The organism is Labrys monachus, from assembly GCF_030814655.1.
GTDB lineage: Bacteria > Pseudomonadota > Alphaproteobacteria > Rhizobiales > Labraceae > Labrys > Labrys monacha.
The window spans coordinates 3,301,538-3,322,620 of sequence record NZ_JAUSVK010000001.1; the positions used below are offsets into that span (position 1 = coordinate 3,301,538).

Here is a 21,083-nt window from a genome sequence, read left to right on the forward strand (position 1 = left end):
CATCGGATGGACGGATGCGCAGGCCCCAAAAAGAGGTCACGGCCCAACATCGGGCGCAAGCGCAGCCGCGCGTTTTCCGCAAAGGAGACAGGCATGAGCGGTGATACGGCAACTCTGACAATAGGCGAAAAAACGATCGAGTTGCCGACCCGAAGCGGCTCCGTCGGCCCTTCCGTCGTCGATATAGCGCCGCTCTACAAGCATTCGGGAATGTTCACCTACGATCCCGGCTTCACCTCGACCGCGAGTTGTGAATCCCAGATCACCTATATCGACGGCGACGAAGGCGTGCTGCTCTATCGCGGCTATCCGATCGAACAGCTGGCCGAGCACGGAGACTTCCTCGAAACCTGCTATCTGCTCCTCTATGGAGAGCTGCCGACGCCAGCCCAGAAGGCGGATTTCGATTATCGCGTCGGGCGCCACACCATGGTGCACGAGCAGATGGCCCGCTTCTTCCAGGGCTTTCGCCGCGATGCCCATCCGATGTCGGTGATGGTGGCTTCCGTCGGCGCGCTGTCGGCCTTCTACCACGACTCCACCGACATTTCCGATCCGCACCAGCGCATGATCTCCTCCATGCGCCTGATCGCAAAGATGCCGACCCTGGCGGCGATGGCTTATAAATACACGATCGGCCAGCCCTTCGTTTATCCGCAGAACAACCTGGACTATCCCTCGAACTTCCTCCGCATGTGCTTCTCGGTGCCGTGCGAGGAATACAAGCCCAATCCGATCCTGGCCCGCGCCCTGGACCGTATCTTCATCCTGCATGCCGATCACGAGCAGAACGCCTCGACATCGACCGTGCGCCTCGCCGGTTCCTCCGGCGCCAATCCCTTCGCCTGCATCGCCGCCGGCATCGCCTGCCTGTGGGGCCCCGCCCATGGCGGCGCCAACGAGGCGGCGCTGAAGATGCTGCAGGAAATCGGTACCGTGGACCGGATCCCCGCCTATATCGCCAAGGCCAAGGACAAGAACGATCCGTTCCGCCTCATGGGCTTCGGCCATCGTGTCTACAAGAACTACGATCCCCGCGCCAAGATCATGCAGCGGACGACCCACGAGGTCCTCAACGAACTCGGCCACAAGGACGATCCGCTGCTCGAGGTCGCGCTCGAACTCGAGCGCATCGCCCTGCACGACGAGTATTTCATCGAGAAGAAGCTCTATCCGAACATCGACTTCTATTCCGGGATCACCCTGAAGGCGATGGGTTTCCCCACCTCCATGTTCACCGTGCTGTTCGCCCTCGCCCGTACCGTGGGCTGGATCGCGCAGTGGAAGGAAATGATCGAGGATCCGTCCCAGAAGATCGGCCGGCCGCGTCAGCTCTATACGGGCGCCACCCGCCGCGACTACGTCTCGCCCGCCCAGCGTCGCTGACGCCTCGCGCGGCCCTCTCGGACCTTCTTGCGATTGCCGGGCTCGTCCCGGCAATTTCATTTCCGGAAGGCCGCCCCTTTCAGCGCCGATGCGCCTGCTGCTACGATCCGGTTCATGGATCCGTCTGCCGTCGATTCTCTCTCGCCGCTCCGGGCCGGCAAGCGTGCCGCCATCCTTGAGGGAGCGCGCGCGGTATTCCTGCGCGAGGGCTTCGGCGGCAGCAATATGGACGAGGTCGCGCAGGCCGCCGGTGTCGGCAAACAGACGGTCTATCGCCATTTCGGTACCAAGGAAGCGTTGTTCGAAAGCCTCCTCGGCGAGATGTGCGCCGGCCTCTTCCAGCCGCTGGCCCCGGAGGGCCGCAGCCTGCGTGATGCGCTCCGCGCGATCGGGGAGAGCCATGTGCGGACGATGACCGCGCCGGCCAATCTCGCGCTGCTGCGCATCGTCGTCGCCGAGGCCGAGCGCTTTCCGGGCTTGGCACGGCGCTTCCATGCCGCCGGTGCGACGGCCCCGACGACCTATGTCGCGGCGATCCTTCTGCGCGAGACCGGCATCAGCGACAGCCGCGCCGAGGAACTCGCCGCCACTTTCCTCGAAATGGTCAAAGGCCCGGCCTTTCTGCGGCTCCTGCTGGGAGCCGCGCCCTCCAGCTGGAACGAATCGTTCGAACGGCAGATCGGGGAGGCGGTAGCCTATGTGAGCGGGCAGCTTCCCGCCCGGAGCCCGGCCGCCCGCTGACGGGCGGTCATCCCCGTGCTTTCCGCTTCGCCGCGATCGTCTCCAGCACGATCCCTGCCGCGCGTTGCGAGGGCGTCTCGCCGGGCACCCGCATCAGCCGATCGATCTCGGCGAAGGCGGCGAGCTGGGCGGCGCGGGCCGGCGTATCCCCGAGCAACGGGGCAAGGGAGGCCGCCAGATTGTCCGGCGTCACCTCTTCCTGGAACAGTTCCGGGACGGCCTCGCGTCCGAGGATGAGATTCGGCAGCAAAAAGAACGGTGCCTTCACCAGGCGCTTGGCCAGGAAGGCTTCCCAGCCGGGAAAGCGGTAGGCGCCGATCATCGGCACCTGCGCCAGCGCAAGCTCCAGCGTCACCGTGCCCGAGGCCGCCAGCGCGCCGCGGGCGCGCCGGAAGGCCGCGAACTTGTCGGCCTCGTCGGTGACGATCTGCGGCCTTTGCTCCCAGCCGGCCGTGGCCTGCCGCAGCCTCTCGGCATGGCGCGGCACCGTCGGCAGCACCGCATCGAACGGGCCGATCAGGGATGCGAGGCGCATCAGGGTCTTGCCGAAGATATCGGTGAGCCGCGTCACTTCGCTGGTGCGGCTGCCCGGCAGGACCAGAAGCTGAGGCCTTGCGCCGTCGCGCAGGGCGGCCTCCCGCGCATCCGGCCGCAGTTCGTCGAGCCGCTCCATGAGGGGATGGCCGACATAGCTGCAGGGCGGCCCCTGCAGGCGCTCATAGGCAGCCGGCTCGAACGGCAGCAAGGCGAGGACATGATCGACATAGGCGCGCATCGCCCTGGCGCGTCCCGGCCGCCACGCCCATACGCTCGGCGAGACATAGTCGATGATCGGCAGATCCGGCAGCCGCCTGCGCACCCTGCGGGCGACGGCGTGGGTGAAATCGGGGCTGTCGATGATCACCAGCGCATCGGGAGGATCGGCGACCACCGCATCGATCACCTGCCAGCCCCGGGCATAGAGGGTGCGGAAGCGGGCGAGAACCGCGGCAATGCCCATCACCGCGATGTCGTCGAGCGGAAACAGGCTGGTCATGCCCTCGCGCGTCATCGCCGGCCCGGCGGTTCCCCGAAAGACGATCGGCTGGTCCGACAGGGCCCGCAGGGCCTGCATCAGCTTGAAGCCGAGCTGGTCGCCCGAATGTTCACCGACCACCAGCGCGATCTGGAGCGGACGAGAGGTCATGCCGGCATCCCCACGATGAACAGCCCGGCATCATCAGCCGCTTTCAGGGTTGCCTTGCGGTCGACGACCAGCACGGCACCGGCTTCGACTGCGATGCCCGACAGGCCGGCCCGTCGGGCGAGCCTCACGGTGCGCGGGCCGACAGCCGGAAGATCGACGCGAAAATCCTGCCCCGGCTTGGCGGCCTTGACGAGAACGCCCCCTGCCCGCTCCGACACCACCGGCCGGCCGCAGCGCTGCAGGCGCCCGACGAGACCGGCGCGGCGAAGCGTGGCGACCCGCCGGATCATGTTGTCGGTGCCTTCGGCGGCCTCGACCGCGAGGATACGGCGCTGGGCCACCACGACGCCCTGGCCGATATCGCTCGGCCCCATCGCCAGCAGGGCTCTATGGCCGCAGGCGATGTCGGCGAGATCGTCCGGCCCAGGCGTGTGGCGGCCGAGCGGCCCGGCTCCAGCCATCAGCCGCGGCGCCACATCGCGTACCCCGAGGACGGGAAAGCCGTGCTCCTCCAGAAACGCGACGACCCCGCGCAGGAGATTGTCGTCGCCGCCCTGCACGACCCGGCGAATCTCCTCGCGATGCCGCACCGCCTGCCAGCCCGCCATGACCATGCCGATGCCCGGGCGATGCACGGCCCCCGCCAGTATCACGGCCCGGGCCTGGAGGCGGCCGAGCTGCTCCAGCACGCCGTTCGGATCCAGCATGCCGACGGGGTAGCACGCAAAGGCCGAGAAATCGGCATCGGCAACGCCCTTGAGGGGGAGAACCGCGAACGGCACGCCCCGGAGCGACAACTCGGCGGCGATCTCCGCCGGCAGCCTGCCGGCCCCGGCGATGATCGCCAGCGGTCCCGTGCCGGCGGCCGCCATGCCGTTCACGCGTCGCCGCCCGCCACGTCGCGGGGCGTGCAGATGGCTCGCTCGCCACCCGCGCGCACGAAATCGATGATCTCCATGACGGCCGGCTGATCGGCGAATTCCTGCGCGATCGCCTCGGCACGCTCCTTGAGCGTTCCCTCGGACGCAAACAGCATGCGATACGCGCGGCGAAGCGCGTGGATCTGCTCGCGGTCGAAACCCCGCCGCTTCAGGCCGACGATGTTGAGCCCGGCGAGATGGGCGCGGTTGCCAAGCGCCATGCCATAGGGAATCACATCGTTCTCGACGCCGCTGAGGCCGCCGACGAAGGCATGCGCGCCGATGCGGACGAATTGGTGGACGCCCGCCCCACCGCTGATGATGGCATAGTCGCCCACCTGGCAATGCCCTGCCATCATGACGTTGTTGGAAAAGATGACGTGGCTGCCGATGGTGCAGTCATGCGCGACGTGGCTCTGCGTCAGGAACCAGCAATGATCGCCGGTCCGCGTGACGAGGCCGCCCCCGGCCGTACCCGGATTCATCGTCACGCCTTCCCGGATCACGCAATCGGCGCCGACGATGAGCTGAGAGACCTCGCCGCGGAATTTCATGTCCTGCGGCGGATGGCCGAGCACCGCGAAGGGATAGGCCTGGGTACGCGCGCCGATTCTGGTATGGCCGGCCACCACCACATGGGAGTGGAGGGTGACGCCCTCTTCCAGAACGGCGTGCTCGCTCACGACGCAATAGGGGCCGATCGAGACCCCCGCCGCAAGGCTGGCGCCCGGCGCGATGATCGCCGTCGGGTGGACGGAAGCTGCCGCTAAAGCCGTCATTCCATGACCACCATGGCGGAAACAGTGGCTTCGGCGACAACGATGCCGTCGACCTTGGCCTCCCCCTTGTACCACCACATGTTGCGGCGGTTGCGCAATTTGGTCATGTGCAGGCGGATCTGATCGCCGGGTATGACCGGCTTGCGAAAGCGGCATTCGTCGATCGTCATGAAATACACGACCTTCGGCTTGGCATCTCCCATCGCATTGAGCACGCAGATCGCGCCGGCCGTCTGGGCCATCGCCTCGATCACCAGGACGCCGGGCATGACCGGCTGTTCCGGGAAGTGCCCCGTGAAATGCGGTTCATTGGCCGTAACGTTCTTGATGCCGACCGCAGAATCATCCCCGTTGATCTCGACGATACGGTCCACCAGCAAGAACGGATAACGATGCGGCAGCAAGGTCAGCAGCTTGCCGATATCGACGGATTCCAATGTTGCGGGTTTGCTGTCACTCATCACAACCTCATTTCCTGACCTGATCGAGCTCCCAGGGGAGGCGTCAAATCGCATGGCCGATGCTGTACTTCCTTATCGGGGAAAGGAAAGAGCTAATTTTTCCCCGTCCCCGGCCTGGAACGGGACTCCCTCACCAGCCGCTTGAGCAGAGCCAATTCGCGTGCATAGTCGCTGAAAGGTTGCGCCGGAGAACCGCCCATGCGCGCACCTGGCGGGACGTCGTCCTTCACATTGGCGGCGCCGGCGATCTGGGCACCCATGCCGATCCGGATATGACCGACCGTCGCAGACGCGCCGCCCATGACGACGAAGTCCTCGAGGATGGTCGAGCCGGATATGCCGACCTTGGCGACGATCACGCAATGGCGCCCGACGACGACGTTGTGGGCGATCTGCACCTGGTTGTCGATCTTGGTGCCCTCGCCGATGATGGTATCGCGATTGGCGCCACGATCCACCGTCGTGCCGGCACCGATCTCGACATCGTCCTGAACGACGACCCGTCCGACCTGCGGCACCTTGAGGTGCCCGCGCGGGCCCATCGAAAAGCCGAAGCCGTCCTGCCCGAGATTGGCTCCGGGATGGATGATGACGCGATTTCCGATCAAGGAATGCTGGATGACGGCATTGGCCGCGATCGAGCAGTCGCGGCCGATGCGGACATCGGGGCCGATCACGGCATTGGCCCCGATGATGGTGCCGGCACCGATCTCAGCGCGCGGGCCGATGACCGCTCCGGGGTCCACAGTCACTCCGAACTCGAGGCGCGCTTCGGGGTGAACGACCGCTCCGGGGGAAATTCCCTTCGCACCGAAGAAGGATTGCGGGCGCGCCGCCTCGGGAAACAGCGCGATGCCGACCTGGGCAAAGGCGCGGTAGGGCTCGCGGACCACCAGCAGGGGCGCATCGGCCGGCGCCTTGTCCAGAAATTTCGGCGAGATGAGGATGAGATCCGCCTGCGTCGAGGCGAGCAGCGGCAGATAATGCGGATTTTCGAGGAAGGTCAGGTCGCCCTCACCCGCCTGGTCGAGCGGCGCCACCCGTCCGATGGTGATGGTGGACGCGACGGCCCCGGTCGGTTCTGCTCCCGTGAGGCGGACGATTTCGGCGACCGTAAGCCGGCCATGGTGCGTAAAAAAAACAGGCTCTGTCATTGTCTCACGCCGCTATCCGGATGTTTCCAGCCATAGGGCGACCGGGCGAATTCGCCGTTCCTCGCTCCCAAGGGCTTCGTCTTGCCGACCTCAGTTACACGATTTGCGCGGGCTCAGGCAAAACACCGAACATTGCAAAGCATTTCCGCAATTCCGTTCCGTCGAGGATCGATGTGAACATATGAAAACGGCCGGTCCCTCGGGACCGGCCGGCTCAAGCCCAACAGGGCGCAGCATCAATAATTGACGATCGTACCGAAGTGGAAGGCCTGCTTGTCGTCATACTTGTCCTTGGTCAGGACGAAAGCATAGTCGAAGCGCAGGGGCCCGAGCGGAGAAGCCCACAGCAGGCTGGCACCGACGGACGAGCGGATCTTCGAGGAATCGTGCAACTGGAAGGTGGCGGCCGATCCATCGGAATTGAAGAAATGCTTGTCGCCCCCGTAATTGTAGACGGTACCGGCATCCGCGAACAGGGCGCCGCGCAATCCAACCTCACGCGGGAGGCCAAAGATCGGGAACTGAACTTCGACCGTACCACCGAAATAGGTGGTGCCGCCGAGACCGTTGCCCTTGCCGCCGCCGGCGAGGTCACGCGGTCCGATGCCGCCCGGCGCGAAGCCGCGCACCAGATCCGGGCCGGGACTGAACTGGTCGACGATCGCCAGTTTGTCGCCACCGAGGGCGGTCATGTAACCACCCTGCGCACGTGCCATCAGGGTGAAATCGTCGGTCAGCGGATAATAGTACCTGGAGTCGACCGTCTCACGCACGAAATGCGCGTCACCGCCAAGGCCGGCGACATCCTGCTTGAACTTGGCATAGATGCCTTCGCTCGGCTGCTTGAGGTCGTCGAGCGTGTTGTAGGTCAGCGAATAGCCGACCATCGACACGATACGAGACTTGCCGTTGAGTTCCTTGATCGCCTCGGACGCTTCGCCGTTCGCAAAATTGCCGTCGGTAAACTGCGCGTCCGGGATCGTGACCTTCTCCTGGTAGAGCGTGTAGTTCACACCCACCGCGAACTCGTCGGTGACGGGGAAGGACAGGCGGATGGTGCCGCCGGTGTTCTGATCCTTATAATAGCTGTAGCTGTCGGCATCGGTGGTCTTGGAGAACAGATCGAAGCCGGCTGCGATGCGCTGCCCGAGGAAATAGGGCTCCGTGAAGGAGAATTCATAGCCCTGGGTGCGCTGGCCATATTCGGCCGAGACCTTCACATACTGGCCGCGGCCGAGGAAGTTGCGTTCCGACAGCGTCACCGATCCGAGAATACCGTCGGAGGTCGAATAGCCGCCGCCGACCGAGAACTCACCGGTCGACTGGTCGACGACGTCGACGTCCACGATCACCCGGTCGGGCTGCGAGCCCGGCTCGTTGGTGATCTTGACGCTCTGGAAATAGCCGAGATTGCGCAGGCGCCGCGCCGCCCGGTCGATCATCGCCTTGTTGTAGGGGTCGCCTTCGCCGATGTCGAACTCGCGGCGGATCACATAGTCACGTGTACGGGTGTTGCCCCGGATGTTGATCCGCTCGATATAGACCTTGGCGCCTTCCTCCACGACATAGGACACCCCGACCGTGCCGTTCGCCTCGTCGCGCTCGGCACGCGGACGGACCACGGCGAAGGGATGGCCGGAGCCGGCCAGCTGCACCGTCATCTGCTCGACGGTCTTGTCGACATCCTCGCCGCGATACGACCAGTTCTGCCAGGACTCGATATTGTGATCGAGGTCGGCCGAATTGACGTCGGCAATCGTCGACTGGACGCTGGAAGGGCCGAACTTGTAATAGCGCCCCTCGTCCACCGTGATGGTGATGATGTAGGCGGTCTTCTCGTCATTGAGCGACGGCACCACCGAGACGACCCGGAAGTCCGGATAGCCGTGGTTCACATAGAACTGGCGAAGGCGCTCCTCGTCATTGGCAAGCCGGTCAGGATCGAACGTATCCGTGGTGCGCAGCCAGGAGAGCCAGCCCGATTCGGTCGTCGCCATCTGCCGCTTCAGGCGCCAGTCCGAGTAATTCTCGTTGCCGACGAAACGGATCTCGTCGATGCCGATCTTCACACCTTCGGCGACGGTGAAGACGAGGTCGACGCGGTTATTCGGTAGCGCCACCGTCCGGTAGGAGATCTCGACCGTCGAGCGGCCGACACGCGAATAGGCTTCCTTCATGCGGTCGATGTCGGAATTCACGGTCGCCTGATTATAGGCGTAACCGGCCTTCGACTCGATGACCGCCGTAAGCTGGTCCGAATTGACCTTCTTGTTCTTCTCGAAAACGATTCGGTTGATGATCGGTGCCGAACGTGCCGCCACCTGCCGCTTCGGAGCTGCATAAGCCTGCTCGATCAGCGGGGATGCCACGAGGGCGCAGAACAGCGACGGAACCGCGACGGCGGCAAGGGCGACGCCCAGCTTCAACTTGTACACGGCTGATGCCATCGGGTCTTCCCACTCTTTATACCGAACCACCATAGCGACAGTGCCAACCATATGGGCCCGCATTGCGCTCATTGAAAAAGCTTCTACAGGGATTCAGGACACATGCAACTGAGCCACGCTGTGCCCCTGTCCTTTTTTGGGAGAGCGTTGCGAATCCGCCACGCTCCACTTCCTACTTGCCGCCGAATAAATGCGACAGATCATTCCCCAACACGAGAACGGTCATCGTCACGATCAGCATCAGGCCGATGCCGAAGGAAAGTTCCTGCGCGCGAGCACCCACCGGGCGTCCGCGCACGGCCTCGATCAGATAAAATACCAGATGTCCGCCGTCGAGAACCGGGATCGGCAGGAGATTGATGAAGCCGATCGAGACCGAGAGAGCGGCGGTCAGCACGATCAGTCCGCCGAGCCCGACATCCTGCGCGATGTTCCTGGAGGCGACGGCAATGCCGACAATGCCGCTGACCTGCCTGGCATCCCCTTGGCCCACGACGAGCTTGGCGAAGAAAACCGTCGATGTTTCAATCGATTGGGCGGTTTCCTTCGCACCGGTCCACAACGCGGTTGCCGGATCGAGGCGGACCAGCCCCCCCGGCGCAACGCCGATCGTACCCCTGGTGACGGGCTTGCCGTTCTCGTCCATGACCTGCTGCATCTGCGGCACGATGGCGACATCGAACGTCGTCGAGCCCCGCTCGATCGCCATCTTCACCGCACGGCCGGACGCCGGACCGATCAGAGGCGGCAATTGCCGGAACAGCGTGACCCTGGTGCCGTCGACCTCGACGATTCGGTCCCCCTTCTGGAGGCCGGCCTTCTCGGCGGGGGAACCGGGCTGGACCGCTCCGACGACCGCGTCAGAGGTTGGGTAACCATAAATGGAGAAAGCTGCCGCGAAGACGAAGACGGCGAGGATGAAATTGGCGATCGGACCGGCCGCCACCACGGCGATGCGCTGCCATACCGGCTTGTGGAACAGGCTGAAGCCGCGCTCCTCGGCCGTCATCAGCTTGTTCTTCTCCTCATCGGGCATCGACGCCGCGTTGGCGTCTCCGAAGAACCGGACATACCCGCCGAGGGGAATCGCCGCCACGCGCCAATGCGTTCCCTTGCGGTCGTCGAAGCCGAGCAGTTCCGGTCCGAATCCGATCGAGAACGTCATCACCTTCACGCCGAACCAGCGTCCGACGAGGAAATGCCCGAGTTCGTGGAAGAAGATCAGAACGGAGATGATCACGACAAAGGGAACGAATCCCAAGAAGCCGAGACCGAAGCTGTCCAGAAGATGCATCGCCATTCCTCTCAGAGGGCTGCACGCCGAAGGCCCTCGCCTGCCGCGCACCAGTCCTGCCTACCACATCAGGAAGCCGCGGGCCGGATGCAGGCCGGCATGAAGCCAGCCGATCACCAGCGCCGCCAACGCCGCCGCCACGAAGCCATCGAGCCTGTCCATCACGCCGCCATGGCCCGGAATAAGATGGCTCGCGTCTTTGGCATCAAAACGACGCTTGAGCATCGATTCGAGAAGATCGCCGCCCTGCGAGATCGCAGCCAGCGCCGCGCCGAGCAGACCCAGCGCGAAAGACTGCGCCACCAGCCCGGCCGCGATGCCGCCGAAGCCCACGCCGCCGACGAATCCGGACCATGTCTTCTTGGGGCTTATGCGCGGGCAGAGTTTCGGACCGCCCAGCGTTCTGCCGGTGAAATAGGCCATCACGTCCGATCCCCACACGATGGCGAACAGGACGAGAATCGCGCGCATTCCGAATTCGCCGTCGTGGCGCAGGAGCACCGCCGGCAGCACGACCGCACCGGCATAGGGCAAGGCGGCGGCGATCAGCCCGGGATGCCGACGCCGGCAAGCGGCGGCACGAGCCCAGAGGGCGGCAGCACCGGCGAGCAGGGACAAGATCGCGGCGACGCCCCCGCCGGCATAGGCAAGCCACGCCGACCCGGCGAGCACTGCCGCCCCCACGCCGATGGCGAGCCGATCCGTCTCTCCCGGCGTCACCAGGGCCAGCCATTCGGCTAGCACCGCCAGGCTGGCCAGGAGCCAGAACAGGGCGAAGGCAAGCCCGCCCAGCCAGTTGGTCAGCAAGGCCAAGCCCGCCATCACGATTGCAGAGGCAAGGCGGACAGCCAGATCGGACCAGTTGGCCTTGCTCGCGCTCGCCATACTAGCCCGAGGTCGCTTGTCTCGGCGGAGCCGACGCGGTGACGCCGCCGAACCGCCTCTCGCGGGCGGCGTATTCCGCCAGGGCGGCCTCCAGCGCGGTCCGGTCGAAATCGGGCCAAAGCAGCGGCATGAAGATGAATTCGGCGTAGGCCGCCTGCCACATCATGAAATTGGAGAGCCGTTGCTCGCCAGATGTGCGGATCACCAGATCGGGGTCGGGAATGCCGCTCGTATGGAGATGGCAGGAGATCCGCTCCGGGGTGATGTCGGATGGCTGGAGGCGTCCGGCGGCGACCAGTTCGGCGAGTTGCCGCGCCGCGTTGGCGACCTCCTGGCGGGAACCATAGTTGAAAGCCACCACCAGCGTCAGGCCGCTATTGCCTTCCGTGAGGTTTTCCGCCTCGCGCAGAAGTCCTGCCAGTTCGCCGTCCAGTCCGTCCTTTTCGCCGATGATGCGGACGCGGACATTGCTGGCGTGAAGCTCGGCAAGGTCGTTGCGGACGAACCGCTTGACCAGGCCCATCAGATAGTCGACCTCCGTCCGCGGACGCGACCAGTTTTCCGAGGAGAAGGAATAGACCGTCAGATAGCGGATGCCGATATCGGAGGCCGCGCGCACCGTGCGTCGAAGGGCCTCGACACCACGCCGATGGCCCTCGAACCGCGGCAGGAGCCGCTTCGAGGCCCAGCGACCATTGCCATCCATGATGATCGCAACATGCGTCGGCGGCGCTGTCGTCGCTCCATCACCAGTCACATCCTTGCCAAACATAGGTGCCTCGAAACGTCGTCCGCCGAAAACCGGCCGGCACGGACTTTATCGAACGATGATCAGATGGACAGTGGAAAAACCGTGTCGAAACAGGACGATGAACTTTCCCTTGCATAGGTCCTGCGAAGGGGCTCCATCAAACCTGCAAGATCTCCTTTTCCTTGGCCGCCAGCGTCTTGTCGACTTCGGAGATCATGGAATCCGTCGCCTTCTGGACCTGATCCGCCAGGCGCTTTTCCTCGTCCTCGCTGATCGTGCCGTCCTTCTCGCTCTTCTTGAGGAGATCGAGGCCGTCGCGGCGGACGTGCCGGACCGCGACGCGTGCCGCCTCGGCATATTTATGGGCGACCTTGACGAGCTCCTTGCGCCGATCCTGCGTCATCTCCGGAATACGCAGGCGTATCACCTGCCCTTCGGTCTGGGGGTTCAGGCCGAGATTGGATTCGCGGATACCCTTCTCCACCGCTCCGACCATGCCGCGATCCCAGACCTGCACGCTGATCAGCCTGGGCTCCGGCACCGAGACGGTCGCCACCTGGGACAATTGCATGCTGGCACCATAGGCCTCCACATGCACGGGCTCGAGCATGGAGGCCGAAGCCCGGCCGGTCCGCAGGCCGCCCAGCTCATGTTTGAGAGAACCCAACGCGCCTTCCATGCGGCGCTTGACCTCGGCGATATCGAATGACGCAGACATATTCTTCCCCTCGCGGGATTTCAGGCTGGTGGGACGAACCCCACCGACAGACAGGTGTGACCCGCCAGCAAGATTTATACCACAGGATCAAAACTTCGCGCTTCTACCTTTTCGACAGAAGCAGGACGAGACCGACCAGCGGCCGTGCTCAGGCTGCCACCAGCGTGCACCGGGCTTCCCCGCGCAGCACGGCCGCCATCGATCCCGCTTCGTGAATCGAAAAAACGATTATGGGCAAGCGGGCTTCGCGGGCAAGCGCAAAGGCCGCAGTATCCATCACCCGCAGGTCTTTGCGGATCACCTCGTCATGGCTAATCCGCTCGTAGCGGGTTGCCGACGGGTCCTTCTTCGGGTCGGCGGAATAGATGCCGTCGACCTGCGTGCCCTTCATCAGCACATTGCATTCCAGCTCCGCCGCGCGCAGCGCCGCACCGGTGTCGGTGGTGAAGAAGGGATTGCCCGTGCCGCCGGCGAGGAGCACGACGCGGTCCTTGGCGAGGTGCTCCATCGCCTGCTGGCGCGTATAGGTTTCGACCACCGAGGGCATGGCGACGCCCGACATCGCGCGGGCCGACTGCCCGAGCGACGCGAGCTGGGCCTCGAGGGCGATCACATTCATCACCGTCGCCAGCATGCCCATCGAATCGGCCGCGGGGCGCGACAGGCCCATGCCCGCAATCTGCGAGCCGCGGAAGATGTTGCCGCCGCCGACGACCACCGCAACCTCGACGCCGAGCCTCACCGCCTCGATCAGGTCTTCGGCAAGGCGCCGGACGGTCGCCCGGTCGATGCCGAATGGCTCGTTCCCCATGAGCGCCTCGCCGGACAGTTTCACCAGCACGCGTTTATAGGGCAGCGCCACCATGGTCCCACTCCGATTCGGTTGCTTCTCACAGAACAGGCGGCTCCACGCCGCCTGTTCTCCGTCTCCATCATCCGCGCGGCCAAAACATGGCCGGCGGGATGATTGTCCTGAGCAGGCCTCAGGCGGCCGCGTGGCCCGCCTGGGCGGCCACCTCGGCGGCGAAATCGCTCTCCTGCTTCTCGATGCCCTCACCGAGGGCGTAGCGGATGAAGCCGGCGACCTTGATCGGCCCGCCTGCGGCGCCTTCGCTCTCCTTGATCGCCTGCCCGACGGACTTCGAAGGCTCGAAGATGAAGGGCTGGTCGAGAAGGGTCACTTCCTTGAAGTAGGTCTTGATGCCGCTCTCGACGATCTTGGCGATCGCCGCCTCAGGCTTGCCCTGCTCGCGGTATTTCTCGGCGAGAATGGTCTTCTCGCGCTCGACCGTCGCGGCATCGACCCCGGAGGCGTCGACGGCCAGCGGATTGGCCGAAGCCACATGCATGGCGATCTGCCGGCCGAGTTCCGCCAGCTTCTCGGTATTGCCGGCCGATTCGAGGGCGACCACCACGCCGATGCGGCCCTTGTTCGGCGCAACCGGGTTATGGACATAGGTCGCCAGGGCGCCCTGCTCCACCGACAGCAGCGCGGCGCGGCGCAGCGACATGTGCTCGCCGATCTTGGCGACGGTGCTGGCGATCTTGTCGGCAACCGAGCCGCCATCGCTCCATGCAGCGGCCTTGATGGCTTCCACATCGCTGCCGACCTTCAGGGCGACGCCGGCGATACCGGACACGAGATCCTGGAATTCGGGGTTGCGCGCGACGAAATCGGTCTCCGAATTGACTTCCACGGCCACGCCGCGGGCACCGTCGACGACGACGGCAACCAGGCCCTCGGCAGCCACGCGGCCGGCCTTCTTGGCAGCCTTCGAAAGCCCCTTCTTACGCAGCCAGTCCACGGCAGCTTCGAGATCGCCAGCCGTTTCGGTCAACGCAGCTTTGCAATCCATCATGCCCGCGCCGGTCTGTTCGCGCAGGTCCTTCACCATGGCGGCGGTAATGTTCGACATAGGACGATACCTCGTTCGGAATTCCGGACGGAGTCCGGTGATGGGAAGCGGCCCGGCGCTTACCATTCCAATGTAACAATCGGAAGGCGAGCGGCCGGGCCGTGTTTGTATCATATAGGAAGGCCCGCGCCGAAGCGCAGGCCCCCAGGCCTGCAGCGCAGGCTTGCAGGGATCAGGCGCCTGCGACGAGATTGCGGGCGAGCTCCACCCAGCCATCGCGCTCGATGCGGCCGTTGAGCTTGAGATCCGCATCGACCTTGGCCACGTCCTCGGGCGTCATGGCGGCGAACTGCCAGTAATGCCACAACCCGCCTTCGTTCAGCTTCTTCTCGAGCTGGGGGCCGACGCCCGTCAGCTTGGAGAGATCGTCCGGCGCGCCGCGGGGAGCGGTGAGCAGTTCGAACGCCTCGCCGGAGACCGTATCGTCGACGGCCGGCAATTCCTCGACGACCGGCTCGGCCGCCTCGCCGATATCGATGCCGAGGTCGCCATGGGCGCGCGAAATGCCATCGAGGGCGGCGCGGGCGACGAGGTCGCAATAGAGCGACAGGGCGCGGCCGGCATCGTCATTGGCCGGAATCGGGAAGGTGATGCCGTCGGGATTCGAGTTGGAATCGAGGATGGCGGCCACCGGAATGTTCAGGCGGCGCGCTTCCTTGATCGCAATGTCTTCCTTGTTGGTATCGATGATGAAGATGAGGTCGGGCGTGCCGCCCATGTCCTTGATGCCGCCCAGCGCCCGCTCGAGCTTGTCCTTCTCGCGGGTCAGGTCGAGGCGTTCCTTCTTGGTGTAGCCCTGCTGCGCACCGCCGGACAGAAGCTCGTCGAGCTTGCGAAGCCGCTGGATCGAATTGGAGATCGTCTTCCAATTGGTCAGCGTGCCGCCGAGCCAGCGCGAATTGACGTAATACTGCGCCGAACGGCGGGCCGCATCGGCGACGGCGTCCTGCGCCTGGCGCTTGGTGCCGACGAAGAGCACGCGGCCGCCACGCGCGACCGTGTCCGAGACCGCCTGCAGCGCGCGGTGCAGCGCGGGGACCGTCTGGGCGAGATCGATGATGTGAATGCCGTTGCGGACGCCGAAGAGATACGGACTCATCTTCGGATTCCAGCGATGCGACTGGTGGCCGAAATGGGCGCCGGCTTCGAGCAGCTGGCGCATAGAGAAATCTGGCAATGCCATGTTGGTTTGACCCCGGTTGAAGAACCTCCGCGGACATCCACCGTGCCTGCCTCCCGGACGGTTCCGGGCAAAGCAAGACACGGCACCGGAGCGGCTAGCCGCTTCGTCCGCGTGTGGAATGGCGCGCTCTATACGGGCAGCGGAGCAAATGCGCAAGCCCGGAACATGAAACGCACCGATTTCGGGGGCTTCCGCCTCCTGGCGCACGGCCTTCGGCGCGGGACGGAGAGAAAGAGGCGGCGAGACGCCCATGCGGTAAGACAACGCGATTCTGGGCCCGTACCGGTTCGGGGTTTGTCATTGCCGGGCTTGTCCGGCAATCCACTCGGGCCGCCTGTCCCCATTCTGCACCAAGTCTGGATACCCGGGACCAAGCCCCGGATATGACAAAACTGGGCCTCTTCCTCTTAATCGCAGCGCCTATGGGCTGACGCCCGCGATGCGAGTAAAACGCGTTCCCTCCCCGAAGGCTACAGCTGCTGCACGGTCGCGACGCCCGGAATGGCCTTGATGGCGCCGGCGATCTGGGGCGTGACGAGAAAGCGGCCGGGCAATCTCAGCTCGACCTCCCGTTGGCCGGCCTCGATCTGCAGGATCAGGAACACCTCTCCTTCCCCGCGCTGGCCGAGGCGCTTGGCGACCGATTCCAGGGCCTGCTCCCCCTGTACGAAGACCTTGATGCCGCGCTGGGTCTTGGCGGCGGCGGCGTCGAGCCTCTCGGCCGTTACGATGCGGATGCGCACATCGTCCCCTTCATAGGCGGCCTGCACGGTGATCAGCACCGCCGTGCCGGGCTCCAGGAGATCGCGATATTGCGCCAGCCCCTCCGAGAAGATCACCGCCTCGAACTGCCCGGACGCATCCGACAGGAGGATCACTCCCATCTTCGACCCGGTGCGGGTCTTGCGTTCGGACTTCGAGAGCACCGTCGCCGCAAGACGCCCTGCCGTCGCGCCCTGCTTCACCTTCTGGACGAACTGGGCCCAGGACGGCACCTGCAGCCGCTCCAGCGCCGTCGTATAGGAATCGAGGGGGTGGCCCGACAGGAAGAACCCGATGGCATCGAATTCGCGCTGGAGGCGCTCGGAGGGCTCCCACGGCTCGACGACGGTTCCCTTCAGCGGTTCCGGCGCCGCGGAAGCCCCGAACATGTCGGACTGGCCGTCATGCTTCTCGGCATGGGCGCGCTGCGCCTGCGCCATGATGGCGTCGATCGAGGCGGTGACGCGGGCACGGTCCCGGTCGAACTCGTCGAAGGCGCCCGCCGCCGCCAGGCTTTCGAGGATGCGCTTGTTGATGGCCTTGGGATCGATGCGCCTGGCAAAGTCCCCGAGATCGAAGAAGGGACGGTCGCCGCGGATCTCGACGAGACGCTGCATGGCCGCCATGCCGACGCCCTTCACGGCCCCCAGCGCGTAACGGATGGCTCCGTCATGCACTTCGAAATCGGGGCCCGAACGGTTGACGGAGGGCGGCTCGACCTTGATGCCGAGCCGCCGGGCCTCGAGGCGGAACTCCGCGAGCTTGTCGGTGTTCGACATGTCGAGCGACATCGAGGCGGCCATGAACTCGACCGGGTAGTTCGCCTTAAGATAGGCGGTATGGTAGGAAACCAGCGCATAAGCCGCGGCGTGGCTCTTGTTGAAGCCGTAATCGGCGAATTTGGCGAGATAGTCGAAGATTTCGTCCGCCTTCGCCTTGGAGGTGCCCCGTTCGACCGCGCCGGTGACGAAACGGGCGCGCTGCGCATCCATTTCGGCCTTGATCTTCTTGCCCATGGCGCGGCGCAGCATGTCTGCCTCGCCGAGCGTATAGCCCGACAGGATCTGCGCGATCTGCATCACCTGTTCCTGATAGATGATGACGCCATAGGTCTCCTCCAGCGCGGGCTTGAGCTGGTCGAGCATATAGTCGGGTTCTTCGAGACCTTTCTTGCGGGCATTATAGACGGGGATGTTGGCCATCGGGCCCGGGCGGTAGAGCGCCACGAGGGCGATGATGTCCTCGAACCGGTCCGCATTCATGTCGAGCAGGGCCTTGCGCATGCCCGCGCTTTCAACCTGGAACACGCCGACCGTCTCGCCCCGCCCGAGCATCTGGTAGCTGCGCACGTCGTCGAGCGGTACGCTGGCGAGATCGAGCGTGATGCCGCGCTGGGCCAGGAACATCACGGCGCGCTGCAGCACCGTCAGCGTCTTCAGGCCGAGAAAGTCGAACTTGACCAGGCCGGCCTGCTCGATCCATTTCATGTTGAACTGGGTGGCCGGCATCGGCATCGCGGTCTTCGGATCGTGATAGAGCGGCACCAGCTCGATCAGGGGCCGGTCGCCGATCACCACGCCGGCGGCGTGGGTGGATGCGTGGCGATAGAGCCCCTCCAGCTTCTGGGCGATGCCGAGCATGCGCTCGACGGTGGGGTCGTCCTTGGCCGATTCGCGCAGCTTCGGCTCGTCCTCGATCGCCTTCGAAAGGGTCACCGGATTGGCCGGGTTCTGCGGCACGAGCTTGCAGAGCTTGTCGACCTGGCCATAGCCCATCTCGAGCGTCCGGCCGACGTCGCGCATCACGCCGCGGGCCTGCAGCGAACCGAAGGTGATGATCTGCGCCACCCGGTCCTCGCCGTACTTCTCCTGCACGTAGCGGATGACCTCGTCGCGCCGATCCTGACAGAAATCGATGTCGAAGTCCGGCATCGAAATACGCTCGGGGTTGAGGAAACGCTCGAACAACAGCCCGAAGCGCAGGGGATCGAGGTCCGTGATGGTGAGGGAGTAGGCGACGAGCGAACCGGCGCCCGAGCCGCGTCCGGGACCGACCGGGATGCCCTTGGACTTGGCGTGCTTGATGAAGTCGGACACGATGAGGAAGTAGCCCGGAAACTTCATGCGCTCGATGATCGACAGTTCGAAGTCGAGGCGCTTCGAGTAGTCATCCACGGCGAGCCCCGCGGCCGGCCCGTGCGCCGCAAGGCGGGCCTGCAGCCCCTCCACGGCCTGGCGGCGCAATTCGACGGCTTCGTCGACCGGCTGCCCGTTCTCGTCCACACTGGTCGAGAATCGCGGCAGGATAGGCTTGCGCGTGCGCACCCGGAAGGCGCAGCGCTTGGCGATTTCTATCGTGTTGTCGATAGCTTCCGGCAAATCCCTGAACAGGGACATCATCTCGGAACGGGTCTTGAAATAATGCTGCGCGGTCACCCGGCGCCGGTCCGTCTCGGCGAGGATGCGGCCCTCGGCGATGGCCAGGAGCGCATCATGGGATTCATGATCCGAGCGCGCCGCGAAATAGACCTCGTTGGTCGCCACGATCGGAAAGCCGCGCGCATAGGCCAGATCGACGAGGCTGCCCTCGACCTGCTGTTCCTCCGCGGTGTCGTGCCGCTGCAGCTCGACATAGAGCCGGTCGCCGAAAAGGCCGGCCAGACGTTCGAGCCTCAGCCCGGCGAGCGCATCCTGCCCGTCGCGCAGGGCGCCGTCCACCGGCCCCCCCGGACCGCCGGTCAAGGCGATCAGGCCGCCGCCCAGGCCGCTCAGGCGGTCGAACGAGACATGGGCCTCTGCCCCACTCCCCGCGTCCATGTAGCTGTGGGAGGACAGGGCCATCAGATGGCCGTAGCCCTCCTCGCTCTGCGCGAGCAGCACGAGGCGCGGCAGGCGGCGCTGATGCATCGGGCGGCGGTCCGCCGCGTCCTCGCGATCGGCGAAATCCACCGCCAGCGACAGGCCCATGATCGGCTGGATGCCGCTGCCGGCGAGCTTTTCGGAGAATTCGAGCGCGCCGAACAGGTTGCTGGAATCGGTCAGCGCCACCGCCGGCATGCCGTCCGCCTTGGCGAGATCGGAAATCTTCCCGACCTTCATCGCCCCTTCGAGCAAAGAGTAGGAGGAACGGACATGCAGATGCACGAAGCCCGGTCCGCGCCTAGCCTTGTCGTCCGCCATCATGCCTCCGTTCGCCCGCTGCCGCATTCCCCGCGCCCGGCCGGCATCTCCCGCCGGCGGACGCTCATGCGTGACATCGAGGGGCACGCCGCGGCGGACCGTCATCCGATTCGCCGCGCCCCGTCGACGGCAGGACGCAACCATGCCTCCGACGGGACCGCAAGGCCAGCCATCGTCCCGGCGCGGCGATCCCCAGCTCATCCGCGATACGCCCGTGGCGCGGCCCCGAGCCTGCGGACGACCTGTGGACAAATGTGGATAAATACCCTCAAACGCCGCTGAAGAAGCCCGACCACATGGCGAACATGATCAGAAACAGGCTGACGGAAGCCAGGGCAGCGATATCTTCGACGAAACGGGCGAGCATGGGTTCCCTCCTCTTGCGTGCCCCTCGATAATGTTCATGTTTTGTTCCAGGTCAAGCCCGCCTATCATCAAATTGCCACGTTACGTCTCGCTTCTGTTCCTCCCGCAGCCCCACGCCGGCTACATCGCCATCGCATGCTCCGTAGGGAATCGTCGAATATTTCAGTGATTCCAGGGCGTTGGAAGAAAGCTGCCGCGCAGCCGGGCAAGGCGCGGCGCTTCGTTTACCATATCAGGATGCCGCCGCGCCGACTCGCTCGGTCCGGCTCAGTCGAGTTCGACGACCCGCCCTTCCCGCAGCGTGACGCGCCGATCCATGCGCGAGGCGAGATCGAGATTATGGGTCGCGACCAGTGCGGCGAGGCCGGAAGCCCGCACCAGCGCCGTCAGCGTGCCGAAGACATGCTCCGAGGTTCCCGGGTCGAGATTGCCCGTGGGCTCGTCGGCGAGAATGAGGTGAGGCGCGTTGGCGACCGCGCGGGCGATCGCCACCCTCTGCTGCTCGCCGCCGGAGAGTTCGCTCGGGCGATGGGTCAGGCGCCGGCCGAGCCCGAGGAAGGTCAGCAGCTCCTCCCCCCTCCGGCGTGCCTCGCTGCGCCCCAGCCCGCGGATCATCTGGGGCAGGATCACGTTTTCCAGCGCCGTGAATTCCGGCTGGAGATGATGGAACTGATAGACGAAGCCGATCGAAACCCGGCGCACCCTGGTGCGGCCCGTATCGTTCAGCGCGGCCGTCGGCTCGCCCGAGATCAGCACGTCGCCGCCATTGGGTTTTTCGAGAAGGCCTGCGATATGCAGCAAGGTCGATTTGCCGACGCCGGAAGGTGCGATCAGCGCCACCGACTGGCCCGGCATCACCTTCAGGTCCGCACCGCGCAGGATCTCGAGCACGGTGTTGCCCTGCCGGTAGCGGCGCCTGATGCCACGCAGTTCCAATGCGGGAGCGGCCATCCTC

Annotated in this window: 17 protein-coding genes; 2 read left to right on the forward strand and 15 right to left on the reverse strand. The window is 65.1% G+C overall.

Translation table 11 applies throughout. The annotated features are described in order from the left end of the window. The first annotated feature begins 93 nt into the window (after positions 1-93). Positions 94-1,386, forward strand: coding sequence for a citrate synthase (gene gltA, locus J3R73_RS14965; protein ID WP_307428205.1), 1,293 nt, complete (start codon positions 94-96; stop codon positions 1,384-1,386). Between the two features lie 114 nt (positions 1,387-1,500). Beyond that, positions 1,501-2,127 (forward strand): TetR/AcrR family transcriptional regulator, encoded by a 627-nt coding sequence (locus J3R73_RS14970; protein ID WP_307428208.1) that lies wholly within the window; start codon positions 1,501-1,503, stop codon positions 2,125-2,127. A 7-nt stretch (positions 2,128-2,134) separates the two neighbouring features. On the opposite strand, the gene lpxB is transcribed toward J3R73_RS14970, so the two are convergent. The 15 genes from lpxB to J3R73_RS15045 all read right to left on the reverse strand — a co-directional run bounded on the left by lpxB (position 2,135) and on the right by J3R73_RS15045 (position 21,079). Beyond that, positions 2,135-3,313: a lipid-A-disaccharide synthase gene (lpxB, locus tag J3R73_RS14975; RefSeq protein ID WP_307428211.1), complete on the reverse strand. Its 1,179-nt coding sequence runs from the start codon at positions 3,311-3,313 to the stop codon at positions 2,135-2,137. After that, a complete protein-coding gene (locus J3R73_RS14980; protein ID WP_307437356.1) occupies positions 3,310-4,185 on the reverse strand; it encodes an LpxI family protein in 876 nt (291 codons plus the stop codon). The genes lpxB and J3R73_RS14980 overlap by 4 nt, the downstream gene beginning before the upstream one ends. A gap of 5 nt (positions 4,186-4,190) precedes the next feature. Then, positions 4,191-5,012, reverse strand: a complete 822-nt coding sequence (gene lpxA / locus J3R73_RS14985; RefSeq protein WP_307428214.1) for an acyl-ACP--UDP-N-acetylglucosamine O-acyltransferase — start codon at positions 5,010-5,012, stop codon at positions 4,191-4,193. After that, a complete protein-coding gene (gene fabZ, locus J3R73_RS14990; protein WP_307428217.1) occupies positions 5,009-5,473 on the reverse strand; it encodes a 3-hydroxyacyl-ACP dehydratase FabZ in 465 nt (154 codons plus the stop codon). Before fabZ ends, lpxA begins: the two co-directional genes overlap by 4 nt. Positions 5,474-5,565: 92 nt before the next feature. Continuing rightward, the gene (gene lpxD / locus J3R73_RS14995; protein ID WP_307428221.1) at positions 5,566-6,627 is read right to left on the reverse strand and encodes a UDP-3-O-(3-hydroxymyristoyl)glucosamine N-acyltransferase; all 1,062 of its coding nucleotides are present in this window, start codon (positions 6,625-6,627) and stop codon (positions 5,566-5,568) included. 236 nt (positions 6,628-6,863) lie between these two features. After that, positions 6,864-9,074: an outer membrane protein assembly factor BamA gene (bamA, locus tag J3R73_RS15000; protein ID WP_307428224.1), complete on the reverse strand. Its 2,211-nt coding sequence runs from the start codon at positions 9,072-9,074 to the stop codon at positions 6,864-6,866. Positions 9,075-9,246: 172 nt separating this feature from the next. Further along, complete coding sequence (rseP, locus tag J3R73_RS15005) at positions 9,247-10,368, reverse strand: RIP metalloprotease RseP (RefSeq protein WP_307428226.1); 1,122 nt, start codon at positions 10,366-10,368, stop codon at positions 9,247-9,249. A gap of 60 nt (positions 10,369-10,428) precedes the next feature. Continuing rightward, positions 10,429-11,364, reverse strand: a complete 936-nt coding sequence (locus tag J3R73_RS15010) for a phosphatidate cytidylyltransferase (RefSeq protein ID WP_370880088.1) — start codon at positions 11,362-11,364, stop codon at positions 10,429-10,431. Then, positions 11,255-11,959: an isoprenyl transferase gene (locus J3R73_RS15015; protein WP_370879923.1), complete on the reverse strand. Its 705-nt coding sequence runs from the start codon at positions 11,957-11,959 to the stop codon at positions 11,255-11,257. Before J3R73_RS15015 ends, J3R73_RS15010 begins: the two co-directional genes overlap by 110 nt. A gap of 202 nt (positions 11,960-12,161) precedes the next feature. Continuing rightward, on the reverse strand, positions 12,162-12,722 hold the full coding sequence (frr, locus tag J3R73_RS15020) for a ribosome recycling factor (RefSeq protein WP_307428233.1): 561 nt from the start codon (positions 12,720-12,722) through the stop codon (positions 12,162-12,164). A gap of 148 nt (positions 12,723-12,870) precedes the next feature. Continuing rightward, positions 12,871-13,587: a UMP kinase gene (pyrH, locus tag J3R73_RS15025; RefSeq protein ID WP_307428236.1), complete on the reverse strand. Its 717-nt coding sequence runs from the start codon at positions 13,585-13,587 to the stop codon at positions 12,871-12,873. Between the two features lie 118 nt (positions 13,588-13,705). Further along, positions 13,706-14,638 (reverse strand): translation elongation factor Ts, encoded by a 933-nt coding sequence (tsf, locus tag J3R73_RS15030; protein ID WP_307428239.1) that lies wholly within the window; start codon positions 14,636-14,638, stop codon positions 13,706-13,708. A gap of 172 nt (positions 14,639-14,810) precedes the next feature. Continuing rightward, positions 14,811-15,821: a 30S ribosomal protein S2 gene (locus J3R73_RS15035; RefSeq protein ID WP_307428242.1), complete on the reverse strand. Its 1,011-nt coding sequence runs from the start codon at positions 15,819-15,821 to the stop codon at positions 14,811-14,813. 470 nt (positions 15,822-16,291) lie between these two features. Continuing rightward, entirely contained in the window at positions 16,292-19,765 is a 3,474-nt protein-coding gene (gene dnaE / locus J3R73_RS15040) for a DNA polymerase III subunit alpha (RefSeq protein WP_370880089.1), read from the reverse strand. Positions 19,766-20,395: 630 nt separating this feature from the next. After that, positions 20,396-21,079: an ABC transporter ATP-binding protein gene (locus J3R73_RS15045; RefSeq protein WP_307428249.1), complete on the reverse strand. Its 684-nt coding sequence runs from the start codon at positions 21,077-21,079 to the stop codon at positions 20,396-20,398. Positions 21,080-21,083: the final 4 nt, after the last annotated feature.